This is a genomic window from Vibrio sp. 10N.286.45.E10 (assembly GCF_002874195.2).
Taxonomy (GTDB): Bacteria; Pseudomonadota; Gammaproteobacteria; order Enterobacterales; family Vibrionaceae; genus Vibrio; species Vibrio crassostreae.
This window is the reverse complement of the sequence record NZ_MCWD02000001.1, coordinates 1,546,260-1,566,125: the sequence shown is the minus strand read 5'-3', so window position 1 is coordinate 1,566,125 and position 19,866 is coordinate 1,546,260. Positions and strand designations below refer to the sequence as shown.

The window sequence follows — 19,866 nt, the reverse complement described above, 5'->3', positions numbered from 1 at the left end:
TCAATGGCATTCGTTGCTAACGAGCTCGAAGCGGTTGAGGTTTTAAAGGCCTTTATCTCCATTTAAATACTGTTATTTTCAAACAAAGAGACTGAAATCTTAATGAAATTTTCTCCTATTTATGCGGCGCTGCTCACCAGCTTAGCCAGCATTTCTGTGGCGCATGCTGCTCAACACTCTCAGAACATTATTGACGAATATGGCGCGGACAACATTGATCCTCACCTTAAGTGTTTAGATTTCAACCCACATGGTGCCAGTCAATATTGTGTTGCTAATTTTAAACCGAAAGGGCTTACTTTAGAGCCAAATCAAAAGGTCTTGCTCACCACACCAGCTTCGTTCCCACAGGGCGAGTGGTACCAAGAGCAATCCCCAACCAAAGTCGTGATTCATGGCTCTGATGCTCATGATTCTACCTGTTCGAGCTTAGGGAACAACCAGTGGTCTTGTTTGCTTCCTGAGTCTGGTTTCCACAGCACCGGTGTTCAGATAGAACTGTGGGTGGCCGATGGCGTGCGCAGAATGTGGGGTGGCGACCTCATCATGGACGATTTGATCCCTGATGCGCCTGAGATTGAAAACGCATCTGCTACATTTGTACCGGCAAAAGGTGAAAACCTGACCCGAGACGGCAAAATGTGGCTAGCGACCCAAACGCCAATCAATGTCACGTTAGACTTTGATTTAGTTAACGGCAGCACAAACAGTTTTGCTAACCAACCTATTCGAGTGCTACTGGAAAAAACGGTCGGTACTGGCGAAGACAACACCACAGCAGAGTGGGTCACGCTATCAGGCCAAAGCCACAGCATCAACAGTGGTCACAACACCATCACGGGTCAGGTTATCCCTTCACAAGGTTGGGATTCAGCGGCGTTCTACAGTGTATCGCTGGGTTATAAGCTGAACGACAATGACATACCGGTTTCTTTTGTTGATCCTCAAGGCCGCACCACAATGACAGGCCAAGGCGCTTACTTGAGTGCATCGCCAATGCGTATTGTCGACTCTAACAACTCAGACAGTACCTGTGTGTTGACACAAAACACCCCACAATCGTGTGACTTTATTGCAAACGGTAGCGGTGTAAAACTGACGGGTCTTAATGTATGGCAAGATGATGATAACCGACAAATCATCCAAGCGGGCACCCAAACTAAAACGTTACAAGGTGGCCACGTAAAAAACGACGTCGCGTTTGATCTTCAAACCACAGGCAAACAGACATTTTCTTGGAACAATGTTTCTACAGTCGTCACGTACAACACTGATGCCAATCAAATTGTGCTTGCCGATGCAGATGCAACGAACGATGTGGTTTACGACAACGCATACATCAACGGTGCCGTTACCAAGGTGACAAACAAAGGTAACCGAAATGGCAGCCGTGAAGCGCGTAATACTGGTATTCAAGTTTCACTCGATACACTGGATCACAGTGCTATTTCAGGTTTGGAAAGTGTAACTTGGTCGGTAGAGTATCCGCTAGTTGAACTTGTAAAGGTGTATGCACCAGACCTACCGAGCTTAGTTGAAGAGGCGTTGAAGCTGGTAGAACAGACAATCAACAGTACTATTTTAGCGAATGCTTCTGAGTTCTCTGAAGAAGGGCAGTTCTACCTTGATGTCGCAACTCTAAATGACTCTATCGCAGATGCCGCTGCTAATTTAGGTGGTGAGTACGCAAAATATCTTCCTCGTTTTGCTAACGTTGTACTCCCACTGGATCTTGTCGCGAATTACCGTGTTCATGGCGTTGATAAGGTGAAGTCAAAACGTTTCAATATCGCGATTGGTGACCGAGGTAAACGTATTGTTAACTTCGAAAGCAATGGTAACGTGCAGTGTTTGACCAATGTTGGCGGCAAGTTTGCATTCCAAGACTGTGACACATCACAAGCGGTAAATGAAAATACAGATCCTAACGTGCTGTTTAAATTTGTACCAGCGGCGCCTGGCACTGTCACACACCCGACGAATGTATTCCAAGTTCGCCCTGCGAGCGATGATACACAGTGTTTAACGGTGAACGGTTACAGTAGTTACAATGTGGTCAGCCAAGGATGTAATGTTGACGCTGGTGTGTCTCAATTGTTCTCTTTTAAAGCGCAATCTGATAACCACCTAGAGGAGTCCATTGTTACTTCAGGTAATACTGCAGAGATGACGATTGCTTCATTGTTGAATGGTCGTATCTTTGACCGCAGCGGTGGTGGTGCAGGCAATACTCAATTTGGCGACCTGATCGTTTACCCGAAAAATGGTGACAAGGGTTCAATGAACCAACATATGTTTGTTTCGCGTTTCGGTATTCAGAATGAAGCGGACCGACCGCAAACTGTGCCAGTAGATTTAACCATGAGATGTCAAACAGGTAAGTCATTTTTGAGCTTCTGGAGCCGTATCCAATTGACGGCGACCAACAACTCAGATTACGACGCGTATGTTCGTGTTAACTGGAATGAGCGTTGGGAACTGGTTCGCGCCGGTACAACTCGAATGGTCGATAACCGTTTAATGAATATGCCGGTCGCTTTCGACCAAGTGTATCGTTTCTTCCCAAAGTTTAACCCACACAACGCATTCTTCTCATTGCCTGCTAATGAAACCGCGTGTGAAACAGGCTGGGGCCGACCAAACCTTGATTTCACTGAGACCAAGAAAGGCTACAACGCTTGGACAGTTGCTCCTGAATAATAGTTTGTAAGCATATGGAGCAAGGTGAGTAACCTTGCTCCTTTTTTCGATTTTTATAAATAACACTGATTCTCTATTTTATGAGTAAGCCGATGAAAAATACATTATCAATCTCGATTGCAAACGCCATTCTAGCGTTAAGCAACCAAGCCATTGCAGCACCAAGCGTGGATATCGAAGGGGCAACACTACAGGGCATAGCACATTCGCCGGTGGGCTACTCATCACAAGTCGATGCGTTTATGGGCGTAAAATATGCTTCAGCAGAACGCTTTCAGGCACCCAAGCTTAATCACTTTGAAGCTGGCGTTCATTATGATGTGACTTCTGCAGGGGATATCTGCCCGCAAATACCTCACACAATGGAAGTGAATGGCGTAGTACAAGAAACACAAAGTGAAGACTGTTTAAATGCGAATGTTTGGCGCCCATCAGGTGTTGTTCAAGATGAAAAGCTGCCCGTTTATGTGTTCATTCATGGCGGTGCATTTGAGCTTGGCTCTAGTACGGTTAAGCAGTTTGATGGGGCGAATATTGTCGCTAAAAATGCAGGCGAGGGTAACCCGTTTATTCTGGTTAGCATGAATTACCGTTTGGGTATTCTTGGTAGTTACTACAGTGACCAACACTCTGGTAACTACGGTATCCAAGACCAGAAGGCAGCGTTACAGTGGATCCATGCGAATATCGGCAATTTTGGTGGCGATGCTGACAACATTACCCTGTTCGGCGAAAGTGCAGGTGCGATGTCAATTGGCATCCAATTAATGGATGAGCAACAAAACGCTCACCTGTACCAACGTGCCATCATGGAAAGTAACCCATATGGCGTTAAGTACAAAGATGCCGAGTCAGCGAAATGGGTAGCAGGTGTTGTTCAAGATAAGCTAGGAAAGGACAAAGACATTACTAGCGTGCCTTTTGAAGAGATCGTGGATGTTCAAGTTCAAATGAAAGCTGCAGCAACGCAGCTGAATAGCTTGACCAGTATTACCCCTAAAACAGCGGGTCTGTTATCTTGGGCACCCTATGTCGATGGAGAGACTGTCACGTATCAGCCGAGTGAACTAAAATCGGTAAATGGTGTTGATGTGATACTGGGTTTCAACCAAGATGAGTCGAATATCTTTGTTGCGCCGTTTGATGCGCTTCTTGATTTACCAGGCAGCTATAATTCACTGATCGATCTGTTTTTCGGTGCAGATAAGGGTTCTAAGCTACGTGAGATTCCAGAGTTCAAATTAAGCTTCTGGAATAGTACCGCAGCAAAGCGTAAAGCTAATGCCCGCAAACTAATGAATCAAGTGCTGTTTGCGTGTTCATCTCAACAGGTTGCGCAAAACTTGGCTGCAGGTGGTTCGAATGCGGCGCTATACCAGTTCAACTATCAACCTGATTTTAGCCTTTGGCCTGACTACTACGTAGAGAGCTTTGCAAAAACGTGTAAGCCATCTGAGAGCTCATGTCATGGTGCAGAGCTTTCTTTTATTTTCGGTAATGAGGTGAATGCAGTATCTGGACCTGCTGAATTTTCTAATAAGGATAAGTCTGTTAAAGATGATCTTATGTCACAGTGGTTACAGACTTCTACGTTCACACCATACGCTTTAGAAAAAGACAATGTGACGGTCTTTAACACTAACGGTGAGTTTGTTACGGAAAATGATTGGGACAACACGCTTAATGCCAGTTTATGTGAACAAGTAAACCAAGTGATGGCTTTGTAGCCTTTATTACAGAAGCATGAGCCGAAAGCCTGACCATTATTATTCTAAATTATTTGTTAGATAAATGGTTAGGTGTAAATTGAAGAGCCACTGTTTATGTATAAAACGGTGGCTCTTTTATTTTCTTAATAAACCAAAGAAATATTAGGTGAAATAGTAAACTTTTTTCCTCTATTTTTGCGTAGTGATATGGGGTAATTAAATCCTTTCTAGGATTCATTTCAATTCTGATTGGACGAGTGTGTCTATCAAGTTGCTTACTGGGTATAATTGATTTGTTGTTACAATCAATGTGATCTTATGAATCTTAATGCTTTAATGGGGCTTTTCTATCAATGAATGTAGAATTTGATAGTGGGAAAAATAAAATAACTTATCGAGAAAAGGAATTACTGCTCAATAATAACGAGTTTAAATTAGCTATTCTTCTATTGGGGAAGCAAGGAGAAATGGTCGAAAAGTCGACCATATTAGATACAGTTTGGAAGAACAAGGTGGTGACTGAGGGGTCGATAAAGCGAAGTATTTCGCTTTTGAGAAAGGCCTTTTATGATCTAGAAGCGAACGTTGAAATTACGGCATTCCGCGGTGTTGGCTACAGCATAAACACGAAACTGAATGTATTTATCGATAACACACTGATAAGCCTGGACTCTGAAGAGCCAGAACATGAAAAGAAAGAGCCCATATATCAGGAGATTACAAGCAAGATATCCAGTAAGGCCAAACCTATATTAACGTTCTTTATTAGTTTAAATTTTGCTGTTGGTGGTTACTTTTTGTACCAGGATTTTGCTTACTCAGGTTTGTCCCAAATCTCCCCATATATGAAAGATTCTTTTATATCATCTGATTACCATTTACAGGTCTTGGAGAGTCGTACAGGTAATAATATCAACCTGATCACTTTAAGGGATCATACTGCACCGAAGTCATTATTGAATCTTATTAATCAATTGAATACTAATATGACGCTATTTTATCAAGTTGATGGTAAGAAGGTTTACTTCGCATATGCGTTAGAAGAAACTTCGCAAAACTCTTATGCCAATAACTATATAATCTCAGTTCACTCTCAAAATGAAAAAATTAAAAATATCCTTGAAAAATTTTAATAAGTATCACTTTTTCTTTCTGTTAAGTTTAGTTTTTATGCTTTTTTCTTTTATTAGGCATTATACGCATCAGAATCGTCACAACTTAAGCTTTGTCTACAACTATAAACAGTACGTTGAAAGAAAGAACGGGCTCAAACTCAAGACATTAAGCTCGACTAATTTTACTGATGAGCACTTTTCAATCATGTCTTACTCTTTTTCGAATAATGGCGATGGGGTGTTGTTTACTTCTGAAGCGCAAGTGGTTGAGAGACACAAAAATGTTTTCGAGTACTGTCTATATGATTCTGAGGTAGAGGACTTTACTGAACATAAAACCGATCCTCACTTTGAAGAGTTGTTTTTCACGGCATCTGACATCGTAATGAAAACACGAACCCGAGATGTGAGTAGTAGTGCAGTGAATTACTTTAGTGAACACATTGTACTCATTAAGGGTGGGATATTTGAGTTCCCAACATTGGTGACGCGTTCTCGTAGTTCACAATACGTACCAGTAATCTGATTAATGTTAATAATCAATAAGCAATAGTTGAACGGCAAGTGTCGGATATAGGCTGGTTAGTTCTAACGCACTCTTGGTTTGTGGTGGTCTCAGTTTCAAATCTATTAACGCAAGCTTTTGGTCTTTTAGGCCTTCAATTTTGGAAGGCCTTTGGACACAAGAGTCACTACATGGCTATGTCCTCTTTGATTAGCTATACGTCCCGCTTTACTAATCATGCGGCCCAGCCCACGGCGCTAATTTATCCTTTTAATCTCATTCAACTCACTCTTTCGGTGTCATACCTTAGTCTAAATTGTCGACAATTAGCTTGATTGTCGACAATTTAATCGTGTATTTTATGCTCATGTTATAAAATTGTTGACAATTAAGGCTCAACAATCAGAAGTGAGCAGCGTGAATATGAATACTGCGATAAAAGATCTCACCTTAAGTGCAAACACGAAAACTCGTGTTAGTGACAAAGAAAACACCAAGTCGGAAAGCCTGACTGAATACCTCGTTGAAGCGATTGTTAATGGTGAACTATCACCGGGCAGTAAGATCTCGGAGCCTGAACTGGCTAAACGCTTTGAAGTAAGCCGAGGTCCATTACGTGAAGCGATAATGCGTGTGGAAGGGCTAGGGCTTATTGAGCGAATTCCTCATGTCGGCGCTCGAGTTATTACTTTTTCGGCAGACAAACTGCTAGAGCTTTACGCCGTGCGAGAGGCATTAGAAGGCATGGCTGCTCGATTAGCGGCGAGACACATCACACAAGAAGAGTTGATCGGGCTTGAAGGCTTATTGTCGACACATTCTAAACATATCGATGAAGTCGAAGGCTCTTCTTATTTTCATCAACATGGGGATTTTGATTTCCATTACCGCATTATCAAAGCGAGTCGTAACAGCAAACTCATTTCGCTGTTGTGTGATGAGCTTTATCACCTATTACGCATGTACCGCTACCAATCGCCTAGAGCACAGTCTCGACCAAAAGAGGCGCTTGATGAACATAAATACATTTTACAAGCTATTCGCAACCGTGATGAAGAGCTAGCAGAAATGCTAATGCGAAGACACATCTCGGGTAGCCGATCGCTTATAGAGCAACAAATTCAATCCAAAGATCTTGAATAACTGGCGACTGGTATCTGTCAGCGGGTCAGAGCTGGCGATAACCAAAAGCCGTAAGTCTTAAAGGTTAGCTAGAAATAATCAATTAACAGGGAGCGTCATTATGAAGTTATCAGCAGGAGCTAAGTTCCGACAAGCTGTGCAAGACAACGACCCATTGCAGATCGTCGGTACGGTGAATCCGTATTGCGCGATGATGGCAAAGAACTTGGGGCATCAGGCGATCTATTTGTCTGGTGGAGGCATCGCCAATGCGTCTTATGGTTTGCCTGATTTAGGTATTACGACATTGAACGATGTGTTGGTCGATGTTGAACGTATTACCAACGCGTGTGATCTACCATTGCTGGTGGATATCGATACGGGATTTGGTGGCGCGTTCAATATTGCGCGTACGATTCGCGCGATGGAGAAGGCGGGCGCGGCTGCTATTCATATGGAAGACCAAGTCGCTCAGAAACGCTGTGGTCATCGACCAAATAAAGCAATTGTTAGTCAGCAAGAGATGGTCGATAGAGTCAAAGCGGCAACCGATGCTAGAACTGATGACAGCTTTGTGATTATGGCGCGTACGGATGCATTGGCGGTTGAAGGAATTGACAGTGCGATTGAACGAGCTATTGCGTGTGTTGAAGCAGGTGCTGACATGATTTTCCCTGAGGCGATGAATCAACTCGATCAATACGTGAAGTTCTCGGCGGCGTTGAAATCAGCAACGGGTAAACACGTGCCTATCTTGGCCAACATCACTGAGTTCGGCCAAACACCACTCTACAACTGTCACGAGTTAGCCCAATCAAGTGTCGACATGGTGCTTTACCCATTGAGTGCGTTCCGTGCGATGAACAAAGCGGCGGAGAATGTTTACAAACACTTGTTAGTTGAAGGCAATCAAGAAGCCCTGTTGGATTCAATGCAAACCCGTAAAGAGCTGTACGAACACCTTAATTACCACGACTACGAGAACAAGCTTGATCAGTTATTTTCAAGCGAAGGGTAAAACCAGTTTCAATTAATCAAAAATCAACTTAATCCAATAACGTGAAATGGTTAGTCGCCATATCCAGTACCGATGATAAAGATCATCGGACATATAAACAGGCAGCACCAAAGAGTGCAGGCGGCTAACACAGAAAAGGAGTTCACCATGTCTGTATCTTTGAGTGATAAAGCAGCTGTCGATAAGGCTTCAACAGAAAACCAACAACAAAGCGAAAAATCAACAAGCGCACCTGCAATCGGTGGTGCAGGTCTACGTGGCCAGAGTGCGGGAACCACGGCGCTATGTACGGTAGGAAAATCAGGTACCGGCTTAACCTACCGTGGTTATGATATTACCGACCTTGCTAATCATGCTCAGTTCGAAGAAGTCGCGCATCTGCTACTAAGAGGTCATTTACCCAGTGAAAAAGAGCTAGATGATTACAAAACACTGTTGGTTGGTTTGCGCGGCTTACCTCAACCTTTGAAAGTAGCACTAGAGCTTATCCCAGCAGACGCTCATCCAATGGATGTGATGAGAACGGGCTGTTCAATGCTAGGTAATCTAGAGCAAGAGACTGATTTTTCTGAGCAACTGCCCGCGACTGAACGAATGCTCGCGCTTTTCCCTGCCATTATTTGTTATTGGTACCGCTTTAGCCATGATGGCGTGCGAATTGATACTGAAGATCAAAGCGAAGCCTGTCTGGGTGGCTACTTCTTGAAAATGCTAACGGATAAAGCGCCTAGTGAACTTCATAAGAAGGTGATGCACTGCTCACTAACCCTTTACGCGGAACATGAGTTTAATGCTTCAACTTTTGCCGCTCGTGTGTGTGCATCCACACTGTCAGATATCCACTCTTGTGTCACCGCAGCGATTGGTACGTTGAGAGGTCCTTTACATGGCGGTGCGAATGAAGCGGCGATGGAAATGATCCAAGATTGGCAAACCGCTAATGAAGCAGAAACTAACATCATGCAGATGCTTGCTAACAAAGACAAAATCATGGGCTTCGGTCATGCCATTTATCGCGAAAGTGATCCTCGAAATGCCTTAATCAAGCGTTGGTCAAAAGAGCTAGCTCAAGAGGTGGGTGATAAACAGCTTTACGACGTTTCAGAACGTGTTGAAGCGGTTATGAAGCGCGAGAAAGGCTTGTTCTGTAATGCGGACTTTTTCCACGCATCGGCCTACCACTTCATGGATATTCCAACCAAACTGTTTACTCCGATCTTCGTGATGAGCCGCCTTACGGGCTGGACGGCGCACGTGTTCGAACAGAGAGAAAATAATCGCATCATTCGTCCAAGTGCAGACTACACCGGCCCAGAGCATCAAGACTGGCTGCCTATTCATCTACGTTAGTCCTCTATATCGAGCCGAGTTATGTCTTGAGGTGACTTTGTCTTCACATGATAAGACCTCGAGAACCAACGAATAGAATTTAACAGATAATGGTGGATGTATGTCTGATGTAAAACTTGAACAAGCTCAGTACCTTGATAAAAATCAGTACCGGAAACTTTTACCCGGAACCCATTTAGAGTATTTCGATGCTTGCGAAGCGGTAGAAGCGATATTTCCGGGCAGTTATAAAACCTTGCCTTATACGTCGAGAGTATTGGCAGAGCAATTAGTAAGACGCTGTGATCCTGAAACCCTTGAAGACAGCTTAAAACAGATTATTGAACGCAAGAGCGACTTAGATTTTCCTTGGTATCCTGCGCGCGTGGTGTGTCATGACATTCTTGGCCAAACAGCCCTAGTAGATTTGGCTGGTTTACGAGACGCGATTGCCGACCAAGGCGGAGACCCTGCCAAGGTGAACCCCGTTGTCGAAACTCAATTGATTGTTGATCACTCTCTGGCAGTGGAACACGCGGGCTTTGATAGCGAAGCCTTTGATAAAAACCGCGCGATTGAAGAGCGGAGAAACGAAGACCGTTTTCATTTTATTGAATGGTGTAAAACCGCGTTTAAAAACGTGAGTGTGATTCCTGCGGGTAACGGGATCATGCACCAGATTAACTTGGAGAAAATGTCTCCAGTTATTCAATCTAAAGAAGGCATCGCGTTTCCTGATACCTGTGTCGGCACAGACAGCCATACTCCTCATGTCGATGCTCTGGGCGTTATCGCTATCGGTGTAGGTGGCTTGGAAGCCGAGACTGTGATGCTCGGTCGCCCGTCTATGATGCGTTTGCCAGACATCGTGGGTGTTAAACTTACCGGTCAAAGGCAAGAAGGTATTACGGCTACTGATATTGTGCTCGCAATAACGGAGTTCCTTCGCAATGAAAAAGTGGTTTCTAGTTACTTAGAGTTCTTTGGTGAAGGTGCTCGTGCACTGACTATTGGCGACCGTGCCACTATATCCAATATGACGCCTGAGTACGGTGCGACTGCGGGGATGTTCTACATCGATGAGCAGACTATTCAATACCTTAAACTCACAGGACGAGAGCCTGAACAAGTTGAACTAGTCGAACGCTATGCCAAGCAAACCGGACTTTGGGCTGATGACTTAGATTCCGCTCAATACGAACGTGTGCTTGAGTTTGATTTGTCAAAAGTTGAGCGAAATCTTGCAGGGCCATCTAATCCCCATCGTCGTTTGTCTACCAGAAAGTTGGCTGAACAAGGTATCAGTCAAGCATCTTGGAAAGAGCAGCATGCTAAGCAGTGTAACGATGATCAAATGCCCGATGGTGCCGTGATCATTGCGGCAATTACCTCTTGTACTAACACCAGTAATCCAAGAAACGTGGTCGCTGCCGCACTGGTGGCTAAGAAAGCCAATCAACTTGGATTAGTTCGCAAGCCGTGGGTCAAAACATCATTTGCTCCGGGTTCTAAAGTTGCCAAGCTCTACCTCGAGTCGGCAGGTTTGCTTCCTGAACTTGAACAATTAGGCTTCGGTATCGTGGGTTATGCGTGTACGACCTGCAACGGAATGAGTGGGGCGTTGGATCCTAAAATCCAACAAGAGATCATCGACCGCGACCTGTATTCAACCGCTGTGTTATCTGGGAACCGAAATTTCGATGGTCGAATTCATCCTTATGCAAAACAAGCGTTTTTAGCGTCACCGTCATTGGTGGTTGCTTATGCCTTAGCGGGTACGATGCGCTTTGATATCGAGAAAGACAGCCTAGGTACAGACAATAACGGCCAACCAATCTATCTAAGTGATTTGTGGCCAAGTGATGCTGAGATCGATGCCGTTGTTGGTGAGCATGTTAAACCTCAGCAATTCCAACAAATCTACGTAAAAATGTTCCAGCCAGACGAAGATCAGGTAACTACTGAGCCGCTTTATGATTGGCGACCTCAAAGTACCTATATTCGCAGACCACCTTATTGGGAAGGGGCTCTTGCCGGAGAACGAAGCCTATCTGGTATGAGGCCTTTGGCTATTCTGGGTGACAACATCACTACGGACCATTTATCTCCTTCAAATGCGATTCTCGCTTCGAGCGCGGCGGGGGAATACCTCACCAAAATGGAAGTGCCGGAAGAGGACTTTAACTCTTACGCGACCCATCGAGGTGATCACTTAACCGCACAACGAGCAACCTTCGCCAACCCGAAATTGTTCAACGAAATGGTGAAGGACGCAGGAGAAGTCGTGCAAGGTTCATTAGCAAGGGTTGAACCCGAAGGTCAAGTTACGCGAATGTGGGAAGCGATAGAAACCTACATGAACCGTAAACAACCCTTGATTGTTGTTGTTGGTGCCGATTATGGACAAGGTTCATCACGTGACTGGGCAGCCAAAGGGGTGCGCTTAGCGGGTGTTGAAGTGATTGTGGCTGAAGGGTTTGAACGAATTCACAGAACCAACTTGGTTGGCATGGGCGTGTTGCCTCTGCAATTCAAAGCGGGAACGGATCGAAATACTTTAGAGCTGGACGGCACCGAGCTTTACGACGTTTACGGCGACATTGAAGCGGGTTCTGATTTGGCTCTAGTAATCACTCGTAGAAACGGTGAAAAGCTTGATGTGCCAGTAACCTGCCGATTAGACACAGCAGACGAAGTGAACGTGTATAGCGCTGGTGGTGTGTTGCAACGTTTCGCCAAAGACTTTCTTGCACAGTAGGAGCTGGTTATGAACATCAAACAGATAAAAGTACCTGCTACCTACATGCGGGGCGGAACAAGCAAAGGTGTCTTTTTTAATTTAGAAGACTTACCTGAAGCTGCGCAAGTTGCCGGGGAAGCTCGAGACGCATTACTTCTGCGCGTAATTGGCAGTCCAGATCCTTATGGTAAACAAACCGATGGCATGGGTGGCGCAACATCCAGTACCAGTAAAACTGTTATTGTTTCGAAAAGCAGTAAAGCCGATCACGATGTTGATTACTTATTCGGTCAAGTAGCAATAGACAAGCCGTTCGTTGATTGGAGCGGTAACTGCGGTAATTTGTCTGCTGCAGTAGGTCCATTTGCTATTCATAGTGGATTGGTCGATTCGAATCGTATTCCAGAAAACGGCGTGGTCGAGGTGCGAGTATGGCAAGTGAACATAGAGAAAACCATTATTGTTCATGTACCTATCGCTGACGGGGAAGTCCAAGAGTTGGGTGACTTTGAGCTCGATGGTGTCACTTTTCCTGCTGCTGAAATCCAAGTCGATTTTCTAGACCCAGCCGATGCGAGTGGCTCTATGTTTCCAACAGGGAATGTTGTCGATTTTTTAGATGTTCCCGAATTGGGTTGCATCAAAGCGACATACATCAATGCAGGAATACCAACCATTTTTGTTGATGCTGAATCGGTGGGTTATCAAGGCACAGAGCTTCAATCGGATATCAACAGCGATTCAAAAGCCTTGGTTCTGTTTGAATCTATCCGAGCACATGGCGCAGTTGCAATGGGGCTGATTGATTCTTTAGAACAAGCGGAATCACGCCAACACACACCGAAAGTCGCGTTTGTTGCTAAGCCTCAAGCGTATCAAGCTTCAAGTGGTAAATCGGTATTAGCTGACGATACCGACCTTCTGGTGCGAGCTTTGTCTATGGGGCAACTGCATCACGCCATGATGGGTACGGCTGCAGTCGCCATTGCTTCAGCGGCGAGTGTTCCGGGTACGTTAGTGAACTTGGCAGCCGGTGAGGGTTCCCGTGATTTTGTGACCTTTGGCCATCCATCAGGAACCTTAAAGGTGGGAGCTAAAGCTTTGCAGACCGAAAGCGGTTGGAAAATAGAAAGGGCGATAATGAGTCGTAGTGCCCGAGTGATCATGGAAGGTGCCATCCGTGTGCCTTTTCCTAAGTAAAGCGATTGTTGTGAACGGTTAAATGTTCACGAACACAACGCTGAGAAAAGAGTGCTATCAAGTGTTACAGCCAAAGGCTAGGCACTTGGAGAAATGGATAAATCATGGAGGAGGCACTATGTCTGCTACGAATCGAATGAACAGAAAAACAGACTATATAACCGAGTATCAATGGGCGAGGGAAGATCCAAATTCGTTCTGGGAAACACAATCACAAGCGATAGATTGGTTTGAGTCACCAAAAACGATATTACAAACTGACGATAACGGTATTGAGCGCTGGTTTCCTGATGGGGTGATGAACACGTGCTGGTTGGCTTTAGATTATCATTGCGAAAATGGTCGTGGTGATAAAGTGGCACTGATTTACGACTCTCCAGTTACAGGGACTCAATCATCGTACACTTACAATCAATTGCGTGACCAAGTGGCAAAAGTCGCTGGTATGCTAGCTATGCAAGGCGTTACTAAAGGCGATCGTGTTGTTATCTACATGCCAATGATTCCTGAAGCGGCGATGGCAATGTTGGCTTGTGCTCGACTAGGCGCGGTGCATTCGGTGGTGTTTGGTGGTTTTGCCCCTCATGAGCTTGCCGTTCGAATTGAAGATGCCGAGCCCAAGGTGTTGATTACTGCCTCTTGCGGTGTCGAGATAAATAAAGTCTTGCCATATAAGCCTATGGTCGATCGCGCGATCATGGACAGTCGTTGGAAGCCTGAGAAAGTCGTCGTATTTCAAAGAGAGCAAGCTTTAGCTGAATTGAGCAATGAACGCGATGTACTTTGGCAGCAAGCGGTTAACGATGCATTGCCGCACAGTTGCGTTCCTGTTTTGGCAACCGATCCTTTGTATATTCTTTACACGTCAGGCACTACGGGTAAGCCAAAAGGTGTGGTGCGTGACAATGGTGGTCATGCGGTCGCGATGAAATACTCGATGAGCACTATCTACGATATGCCGCAAGATGGTGTATTTTGGGCAGCATCCGATGTCGGCTGGGTCGTGGGACATTCCTATATTGTTTATGCACCATTGATTCATGGTTGTACTACGATTCTGTTTGAAGGCAAGCCAGTACGAACACCCGATCCCGGTGCGTTTTGGCGTGTGTGTGAAGAATACAAAGTCGATGTATTGTTTTCTGCGCCAACCGCATTTAGGGCCATTAAGAAAGAAGACCCCGAAGGCGAGTTACTTACCAAGTATGACTTAACATCGCTCAAGTCGATTTTCATGGCCGGTGAGCGTTTAGACCCGCCAACGTTGGATTGGGTAGAATCTCACACCAATAAACCGGTTATCGACCACTGGTGGCAAACAGAAACAGGTTGGGCCATTTCAGCCAATCCAACAGGGTTAGAATCTTTACCAGTGAAAGCGGGCTCTTCCACTAAACCTGTTCCGGGTTACCAAGTGGAGATTCTCAATGAACTCGGTGAAGTCGCCCAACCTAATCAACAAGGATTTGTGGCTCTTAAACGCCCGTTGCCACCTGGCTGTCTACCAACGGTTTGGCGTAATCATGATCGATTTGAGTCTGGCTATCTGAGCCAATTCCCAGGCTATTATGTTTCGGGTGATGGCGGCTACCTTGATGAAGATGGTTATCTGTTTATCATGGGGCGTATTGACGATGTGATAAACGTAGCGGGGCATCGTCTTTCTACCGGTGAAATGGAAGAGATCGTTGGCGGTCACCCAGCTATTGCAGAGTGCGCGGTAGTCGGGGTTCATGATGACTTAAAAGGGCAGCTACCTCTTGGTTTAGTTGTGCTGAAAGATGGCGTAAAAGTCGATGGCACTGAGTTACAAGCGGAGTTGGTTGGTAAAGTTCGTAATGAGATTGGCGCGGTAGCCTGTTTTAAGCAAGCCTTGGTTGTTGAGAGACTTCCCAAGACACGCTCCGGTAAGATTTTACGCAGAACCATCCGGCAGATCGCTGAAGGTGAGCAGTACGTGGTGCCTTCGACGATTGATGATCCGACTAGCTTAACGGAAATTGCTGAAAAGCTCGGCAAATAGGCTTAGCTGTTTGGGTAATTTGATCGTCGGCTCGTATATTAATACATAAGCCAGCGTGATGGTTTACCTAAACTCTACTTTATTCATCCGTTTATCCATTGCGTTTACTATGACCTCATTATGAACCCCACATATTGAGGTCTTTTTTATGCGATCTTACTTTTTGTTGATTGCTTTACTGGTTAGTGGCGCTGCTAGTGCCAGTATTTCAAAGGATGAAGCGAGCAGAGCGTTGTTAGAACCTTTGAGTCATCCCAAGGTATTTAAGTGTGTGTCCAAAACTGGCGTCGATCTCTATCAAGCGGTTTTTGATATTGGCGTGGGGTATGAAGCCGATCCGATTAACTCGAAGATGATCGTTAATTCAAGGAAAGGCCGCTACGAATATCAAATCTTGGGGGCGGTAAGGTCTGAAAGAGCCGGTGAAATTGTCGTGTTGACTCGCCATGTGGGAGACGGGGTAAAAGTGGCTGCTATGATCGATGAGGAAAGTGGCAAGGTCCTTGGGATTGGTGATAAACACCACTATCGAGACTGCGGTGTAAGACCGCCACCTAGTGCAGAAAATATGCAAAACTTTTGGTCCAAAGGCTAAGAGCGACATCTGAAAGACAAGAATTATAGAGAACGAGCGATTGAGGCGACCTTATTGGTCGCCTTTTTCTTGGTGAGGATAAAACGATCTCAAGATAGATATCATTAAGTAGTTATACGATGGCTGGATAATACATAGCTGCACATGATGTATCGTCTAAACGTGGCTTTATTTATCTCATTAACGGACCTGCTTAAGATGGCTTTACTCCAAACGAAGAACTAAGCGAGATTCCTATGAAATTCACTAAACCTTTTCTTTTAGCGACACTGATTGTGACTATTTCTGGTTGCGCATCACCAGCAATGGATAACGAAAATGAGAACGCTGCACGTAATCGTGGTGCTGTAGGTGGTGCTTTGTTAGGAGCAACAGCAGGCGCTCTAACTGGAGATGCGAGTTTAGCCGTGAAGGGTGCTGCATTAGGCGGTGTGACCGGTGGTGTTGCTGGTTCAATGAAAGATACGGACGATGCAAGAAACGCACAACGAACCCAAGTTACTGCCGATGGCCTAGCGCAAGACAATCGCACAGATGCAGAAAAGCGAGTTGCTGAAGTTGAGGCTGAAATTAAGCTTATTGAATTAGAACAACAGCTTGCTGATCTCAAGGAAGATAAAGAAGATAACGGTGCATAAAGCGACAGCTGCAGCAAAAACCACAGCTTCGATATTCGTTTAATTCAAAATGATTCACACAGAATGGCCACGCAATGTGGCCGTTTTTGTATCTAAAATACGCACTTCAAACAATGAATTAATTCAATAACTTGTATAGATACTCACGGCAAGTAAACTAGACTCAGTTTAGATATTAATTTGGTTTGAGAAGCGCAATAGTCATGAACGTCACTTTAAGGGCTGCAAAACACACGGATTTGGAACAACTTAACGAGTTAATGTTCGATCTACATCATCACCACCACATTGCTAGCCCAGAGCACTTTAAAACGGCAGAAGAGATTGAGCAGGAAAAAAGCATTGCACGATACTTGGACGATCCTGAATGCTTGGTTTATGTGGCACTTAAAGGTGAGCTCATTGTTGGCTTTATCTCTGGGCATTTTTGTGAGCTTATCTCAACAGTGAGTAAACCAGTGTCGATGGGGAGTGTCGATGAACTGTTTGTCTTACCTGATTATCGAAAAGAATCAATTGCTGAAAAGTTGTTTAACAAGGTTGAAAGTACTTTTGATGATTACGGGGTTGAACAAGTCTTTGTAGAAGTGTGGGACTTTAATTCACCTGCCAAGGACTTCTATCAAAAAATGGGGTTCACACCTCACATTCAATGGATGAGGAAGGCTTTGCGCAAAACGTAGACAGCGATTTTGTGCGGCTTTGATTACACTAGGCGTGATGCATTAGCAGTCTCAAATTTCTTCTATTATTTTTTTAGGTAAACTCGTTGGTTATTCGATATTTATTAGTTTTCATACTGTCTCTTTTGAGTACTACTTCCGTTTGGGCAAACAACACTTTGCCCGATCATATCGCGGGCGCTTTGTGTGTAGTACGAGCTGATAACCAAATAGTGCTGGTTGATGAGTTGATCACAGGTCAATTGTCTCTACCGGGAGGCACTGTGGTTTCAGGTGAGCCGCCAGCCGTCGCGGCGCAACGTGAAACGTGGGAAGAGGCGGGTTTGTCGGTAACGGTTGGTGATGTACTGGGTTACACCGATAGCGCCGTTGTGTTTGATTGTGTCTCTGATTCTGAAGTGATCAGCTATCAAGCTCGAAATGAGCTAGGTGGTTTTGAGTTGCCGATTTGGTTCGCACCTCATTACGGAGTAGAAGTCAGCCGAGCGATGTTATTACCGCCAACTGAGTTGCAAGCTAACCAATACCGTTATCCTGGTCAATGGTCAGAGATTAACGAGTTGTTTTTATCTGCTACAGATCAACCGGTGACTTATGTGACTGAGTTGGTGGGCGCGGCGCCGAAAGTTCATCAAGTTGAATTGAGCTGGATTGTTTCACTTCAAAACGCGTTCGATAGAATGCCGAGCGTGTTCGCGAATACTGTGCTTTTGACTGACTTGTTAGCGAAGCCTTGGGTTTTCATCGTGATATTGCCGCTAATTGCGTGGCATTTTGGTCGTAACTTCGCGTTGAAGTTTGGCTTCACTTTGATTTCGGTGACACTGCTAACTTTGATCGCACATCAAGGTTTTGGTTTTCCACGCCCGCATGCCTACTTGCCAACATTGAAGTTGGTAATGAGCAGTGGCTATAGTTTTCCAAGTTTACTGGCTTCTTTATGGGTGAGCTTAACCTTGTTAGTCTTTTGGAAAATAAAGCGTCTCTTAGAAAAAAAATCAATATTGATTGTGCTTGCTGGCTTACTTTGGATCATGCTGTTTAAGTCGTATTCAGGCAGTGCGTTCTTTAGTGATGTATTAATGGGGGGCGTCTTAGGTGCCTTAACGACGTGGCACATCGTGAGGTTAGATGCAAAACCAGATGTTGATATTAGTGTTTTATTGAGTTCTAAGGGCGTGTGGTGGGCATTATGCTTATTGTCGATTGTTCTCACGGTGATATGGCCACTGCCTACATTCTCATTCTGGGTGGCTATTTTGATGACGATTGCATGCCTAGTGACGTTAACAGACTCGAAACCTTTGGTCGGTCAGTTCTCATTCAAGATCGTGGTTGGAGTGATGGCGATGCTGTTAGCGGGAAATCTGCTGATTAGCTGGGCAGGAAGTTTTGTCTCTTTCAGTGGTATTGCTTCATTTATTATTGAAACGTTACGTTTCCCAATATTGATTCTGTTTGGTGTGGTGGCATTTCGTCTGCCTTGGGCTAGAAATTAAGTAACACGACTCATTTAAAAAAGAGAAGGCTGTGCAGTGCACAGCCTTTTTAGTATTAATTTTACAGAATCGAATGATTATGAGTTGAAGATAAACTTTTCAATTGCTACGGCTACGCCATGGTCGTCGTTACTCGCGGTAATGTGATCGGCGATTTTCTTGGTTTCATCCATCGCGTTGTCCATTGCAATACCAAGGCCAGCGTATTCAAGCATATGGTGATCGTTTTCAGCGTCACCCATGCAGATTACTTCTTCCGCTTTAATGCCTAAGTGTTTCGCAATGGCTTCGATACCGACACCCTTGTTTGAGTTTGGGTTTAGGAACTCTAAGAAGAATGGTGCACTTTGCACGATAGTAAACTGAGTCTTGAGCTCTTGTGGCAACTTGCTGATGATTTCAGTTAGCTTGCTGGGTTCAGCGACAATCATGGTCTTGATGATTTCGTGGTCATCTTCTAATTGAGAAAAGTCGAACTCGGTAATATCTAAGCCATTAATACGCGCTTCAATACCCGTGTACTCGTTGTTCTCAGGTGTGATTAAACCATGAACCTTGCTGAAAGCATGAACATAACCACCAAGCTGTTCAGCGAGGGCTGCAATCTCTTTTGCGGCTTCACCATTGCTGATCTCACTGTGAATGATCTCTTTTGTCGATACGTTCTGAACCATAGAGCCGTTGTAGAAGAGCACAAAGTCATCTTTGCCGTTAATTGAAAGCTCATCTAATTTGCTTTGCATGCCTTCCAAAGGGCGACCAGAAGCCAGAACGACCTTCACACCAGCAGCACGAGCTTTGGCGATCGCGTCTTTGTTCTCTTGAGAAATCACTTTTTCACTGTTGAGTAATGTGCCATCCATATCAAGAGCAATCAGTTTGTACATGTTGTTCCTTACTAAAAAATTAAAAGCTAACGAAATCTAATGGGCGAAAGGATAAGGGAACTTGAAACTTCAGGCTAGGGCTTTGATCAACTCATTTATCGGT

15 protein-coding genes are annotated in these 19,866 nt (G+C 44.7%); 14 read left to right on the top strand and 1 reads right to left on the bottom strand.

What is annotated here, in order from left to right; translation table 11 throughout:
• Positions 1-102 precede the first annotated feature (102 nt).
• The 14 genes from BCU34_RS07045 to BCU34_RS06980 all read left to right on the top strand — a co-directional run bounded on the left by BCU34_RS07045 (position 103) and on the right by BCU34_RS06980 (position 18,876).
• The gene (locus tag BCU34_RS07045) at positions 103-2,700 is read left to right on the top strand and encodes a hypothetical protein (protein WP_102479049.1); all 2,598 of its coding nucleotides are present in this window, start codon (positions 103-105) and stop codon (positions 2,698-2,700) included.
• A 92-nt stretch (positions 2,701-2,792) separates the two neighbouring features.
• Complete coding sequence (locus tag BCU34_RS07040; RefSeq protein WP_413286265.1) at positions 2,793-4,427, top strand: carboxylesterase family protein; 1,635 nt, start codon at positions 2,793-2,795, stop codon at positions 4,425-4,427.
• A 335-nt stretch (positions 4,428-4,762) separates the two neighbouring features.
• Positions 4,763-5,542 (top strand): winged helix-turn-helix domain-containing protein, encoded by a 780-nt coding sequence (locus BCU34_RS07035; RefSeq protein ID WP_017107116.1) that lies wholly within the window; start codon positions 4,763-4,765, stop codon positions 5,540-5,542.
• A gap of 187 nt (positions 5,543-5,729) precedes the next feature.
• Positions 5,730-6,050, top strand: a complete 321-nt coding sequence (locus BCU34_RS07030) for a hypothetical protein (protein ID WP_240493290.1) — start codon at positions 5,730-5,732, stop codon at positions 6,048-6,050.
• A gap of 402 nt (positions 6,051-6,452) precedes the next feature.
• A complete protein-coding gene (locus tag BCU34_RS07025; RefSeq protein WP_102479407.1) occupies positions 6,453-7,172 on the top strand; it encodes a GntR family transcriptional regulator in 720 nt (239 codons plus the stop codon).
• A gap of 100 nt (positions 7,173-7,272) precedes the next feature.
• Entirely contained in the window at positions 7,273-8,169 is an 897-nt protein-coding gene (prpB, locus tag BCU34_RS07020; RefSeq protein WP_017107119.1) for a methylisocitrate lyase, read from the top strand.
• A 147-nt stretch (positions 8,170-8,316) separates the two neighbouring features.
• The gene (gene prpC / locus BCU34_RS07015) at positions 8,317-9,519 is read left to right on the top strand and encodes a 2-methylcitrate synthase (RefSeq protein ID WP_102271039.1); all 1,203 of its coding nucleotides are present in this window, start codon (positions 8,317-8,319) and stop codon (positions 9,517-9,519) included.
• Between the two features lie 100 nt (positions 9,520-9,619).
• The gene (gene acnD, locus BCU34_RS07010) at positions 9,620-12,256 is read left to right on the top strand and encodes a Fe/S-dependent 2-methylisocitrate dehydratase AcnD (RefSeq protein WP_102479406.1); all 2,637 of its coding nucleotides are present in this window, start codon (positions 9,620-9,622) and stop codon (positions 12,254-12,256) included.
• Between the two features lie 9 nt (positions 12,257-12,265).
• Positions 12,266-13,438 (top strand): 2-methylaconitate cis-trans isomerase PrpF, encoded by a 1,173-nt coding sequence (gene prpF, locus BCU34_RS07005; protein ID WP_102479404.1) that lies wholly within the window; start codon positions 12,266-12,268, stop codon positions 13,436-13,438.
• A 118-nt stretch (positions 13,439-13,556) separates the two neighbouring features.
• Positions 13,557-15,461: a propionyl-CoA synthetase gene (locus BCU34_RS07000; RefSeq protein ID WP_102431196.1), complete on the top strand. Its 1,905-nt coding sequence runs from the start codon at positions 13,557-13,559 to the stop codon at positions 15,459-15,461.
• 148 nt (positions 15,462-15,609) lie between these two features.
• Positions 15,610-16,056 carry a hypothetical protein gene (locus BCU34_RS06995; protein WP_102479403.1) on the top strand — a complete coding sequence of 149 codons (447 nt, stop codon included), beginning with the start codon at positions 15,610-15,612 and terminating at the stop codon, positions 16,054-16,056.
• A 236-nt stretch (positions 16,057-16,292) separates the two neighbouring features.
• Positions 16,293-16,694, top strand: coding sequence for a glycine zipper domain-containing protein (locus BCU34_RS06990; RefSeq protein ID WP_048662921.1), 402 nt, complete (start codon positions 16,293-16,295; stop codon positions 16,692-16,694).
• A 203-nt stretch (positions 16,695-16,897) separates the two neighbouring features.
• Positions 16,898-17,377 (top strand): GNAT family N-acetyltransferase, encoded by a 480-nt coding sequence (locus tag BCU34_RS06985; protein WP_102479401.1) that lies wholly within the window; start codon positions 16,898-16,900, stop codon positions 17,375-17,377.
• A gap of 86 nt (positions 17,378-17,463) precedes the next feature.
• Complete coding sequence (locus BCU34_RS06980) at positions 17,464-18,876, top strand: bifunctional NUDIX hydrolase/phosphatase PAP2 family protein (RefSeq protein ID WP_102479399.1); 1,413 nt, start codon at positions 17,464-17,466, stop codon at positions 18,874-18,876.
• 77 nt (positions 18,877-18,953) lie between these two features.
• On the opposite strand, the gene BCU34_RS06975 is transcribed toward BCU34_RS06980, so the two are convergent.
• Positions 18,954-19,763 carry a Cof-type HAD-IIB family hydrolase gene (locus BCU34_RS06975; RefSeq protein ID WP_102479397.1) on the bottom strand — a complete coding sequence of 270 codons (810 nt, stop codon included), beginning with the start codon at positions 19,761-19,763 and terminating at the stop codon, positions 18,954-18,956.
• Between the last annotated feature and the right edge of the window lie 103 nt (positions 19,764-19,866).

Coding starts and splice junctions, on each gene's coding strand:
- BCU34_RS07045 (WP_102479049.1), top strand. CDS start 103: ATGAAATTTTCTCCTATTTATGCGGCGCTGCTCACCAGCTTAGCCAGC.
- BCU34_RS07040 (WP_413286265.1), top strand. CDS start 2,793: ATGAAAAATACATTATCAATCTCGATTGCAAACGCCATTCTAGCGTTA.
- BCU34_RS07035 (WP_017107116.1), top strand. CDS start 4,763: ATGAATGTAGAATTTGATAGTGGGAAAAATAAAATAACTTATCGAGAA.
- BCU34_RS07030 (WP_240493290.1), top strand. CDS start 5,730: ATGTCTTACTCTTTTTCGAATAATGGCGATGGGGTGTTGTTTACTTCT.
- BCU34_RS07025 (WP_102479407.1), top strand. CDS start 6,453: ATGAATACTGCGATAAAAGATCTCACCTTAAGTGCAAACACGAAAACT.
- prpB (WP_017107119.1), top strand. CDS start 7,273: ATGAAGTTATCAGCAGGAGCTAAGTTCCGACAAGCTGTGCAAGACAAC.
- prpC (WP_102271039.1), top strand. CDS start 8,317: ATGTCTGTATCTTTGAGTGATAAAGCAGCTGTCGATAAGGCTTCAACA.
- acnD (WP_102479406.1), top strand. CDS start 9,620: ATGTCTGATGTAAAACTTGAACAAGCTCAGTACCTTGATAAAAATCAG.
- prpF (WP_102479404.1), top strand. CDS start 12,266: ATGAACATCAAACAGATAAAAGTACCTGCTACCTACATGCGGGGCGGA.
- BCU34_RS07000 (WP_102431196.1), top strand. CDS start 13,557: ATGTCTGCTACGAATCGAATGAACAGAAAAACAGACTATATAACCGAG.
- BCU34_RS06995 (WP_102479403.1), top strand. CDS start 15,610: ATGCGATCTTACTTTTTGTTGATTGCTTTACTGGTTAGTGGCGCTGCT.
- BCU34_RS06990 (WP_048662921.1), top strand. CDS start 16,293: ATGAAATTCACTAAACCTTTTCTTTTAGCGACACTGATTGTGACTATT.
- BCU34_RS06985 (WP_102479401.1), top strand. CDS start 16,898: ATGAACGTCACTTTAAGGGCTGCAAAACACACGGATTTGGAACAACTT.
- BCU34_RS06975 (WP_102479397.1), bottom strand. CDS start 19,763: ATGTACAAACTGATTGCTCTTGATATGGATGGCACATTACTCAACAGT.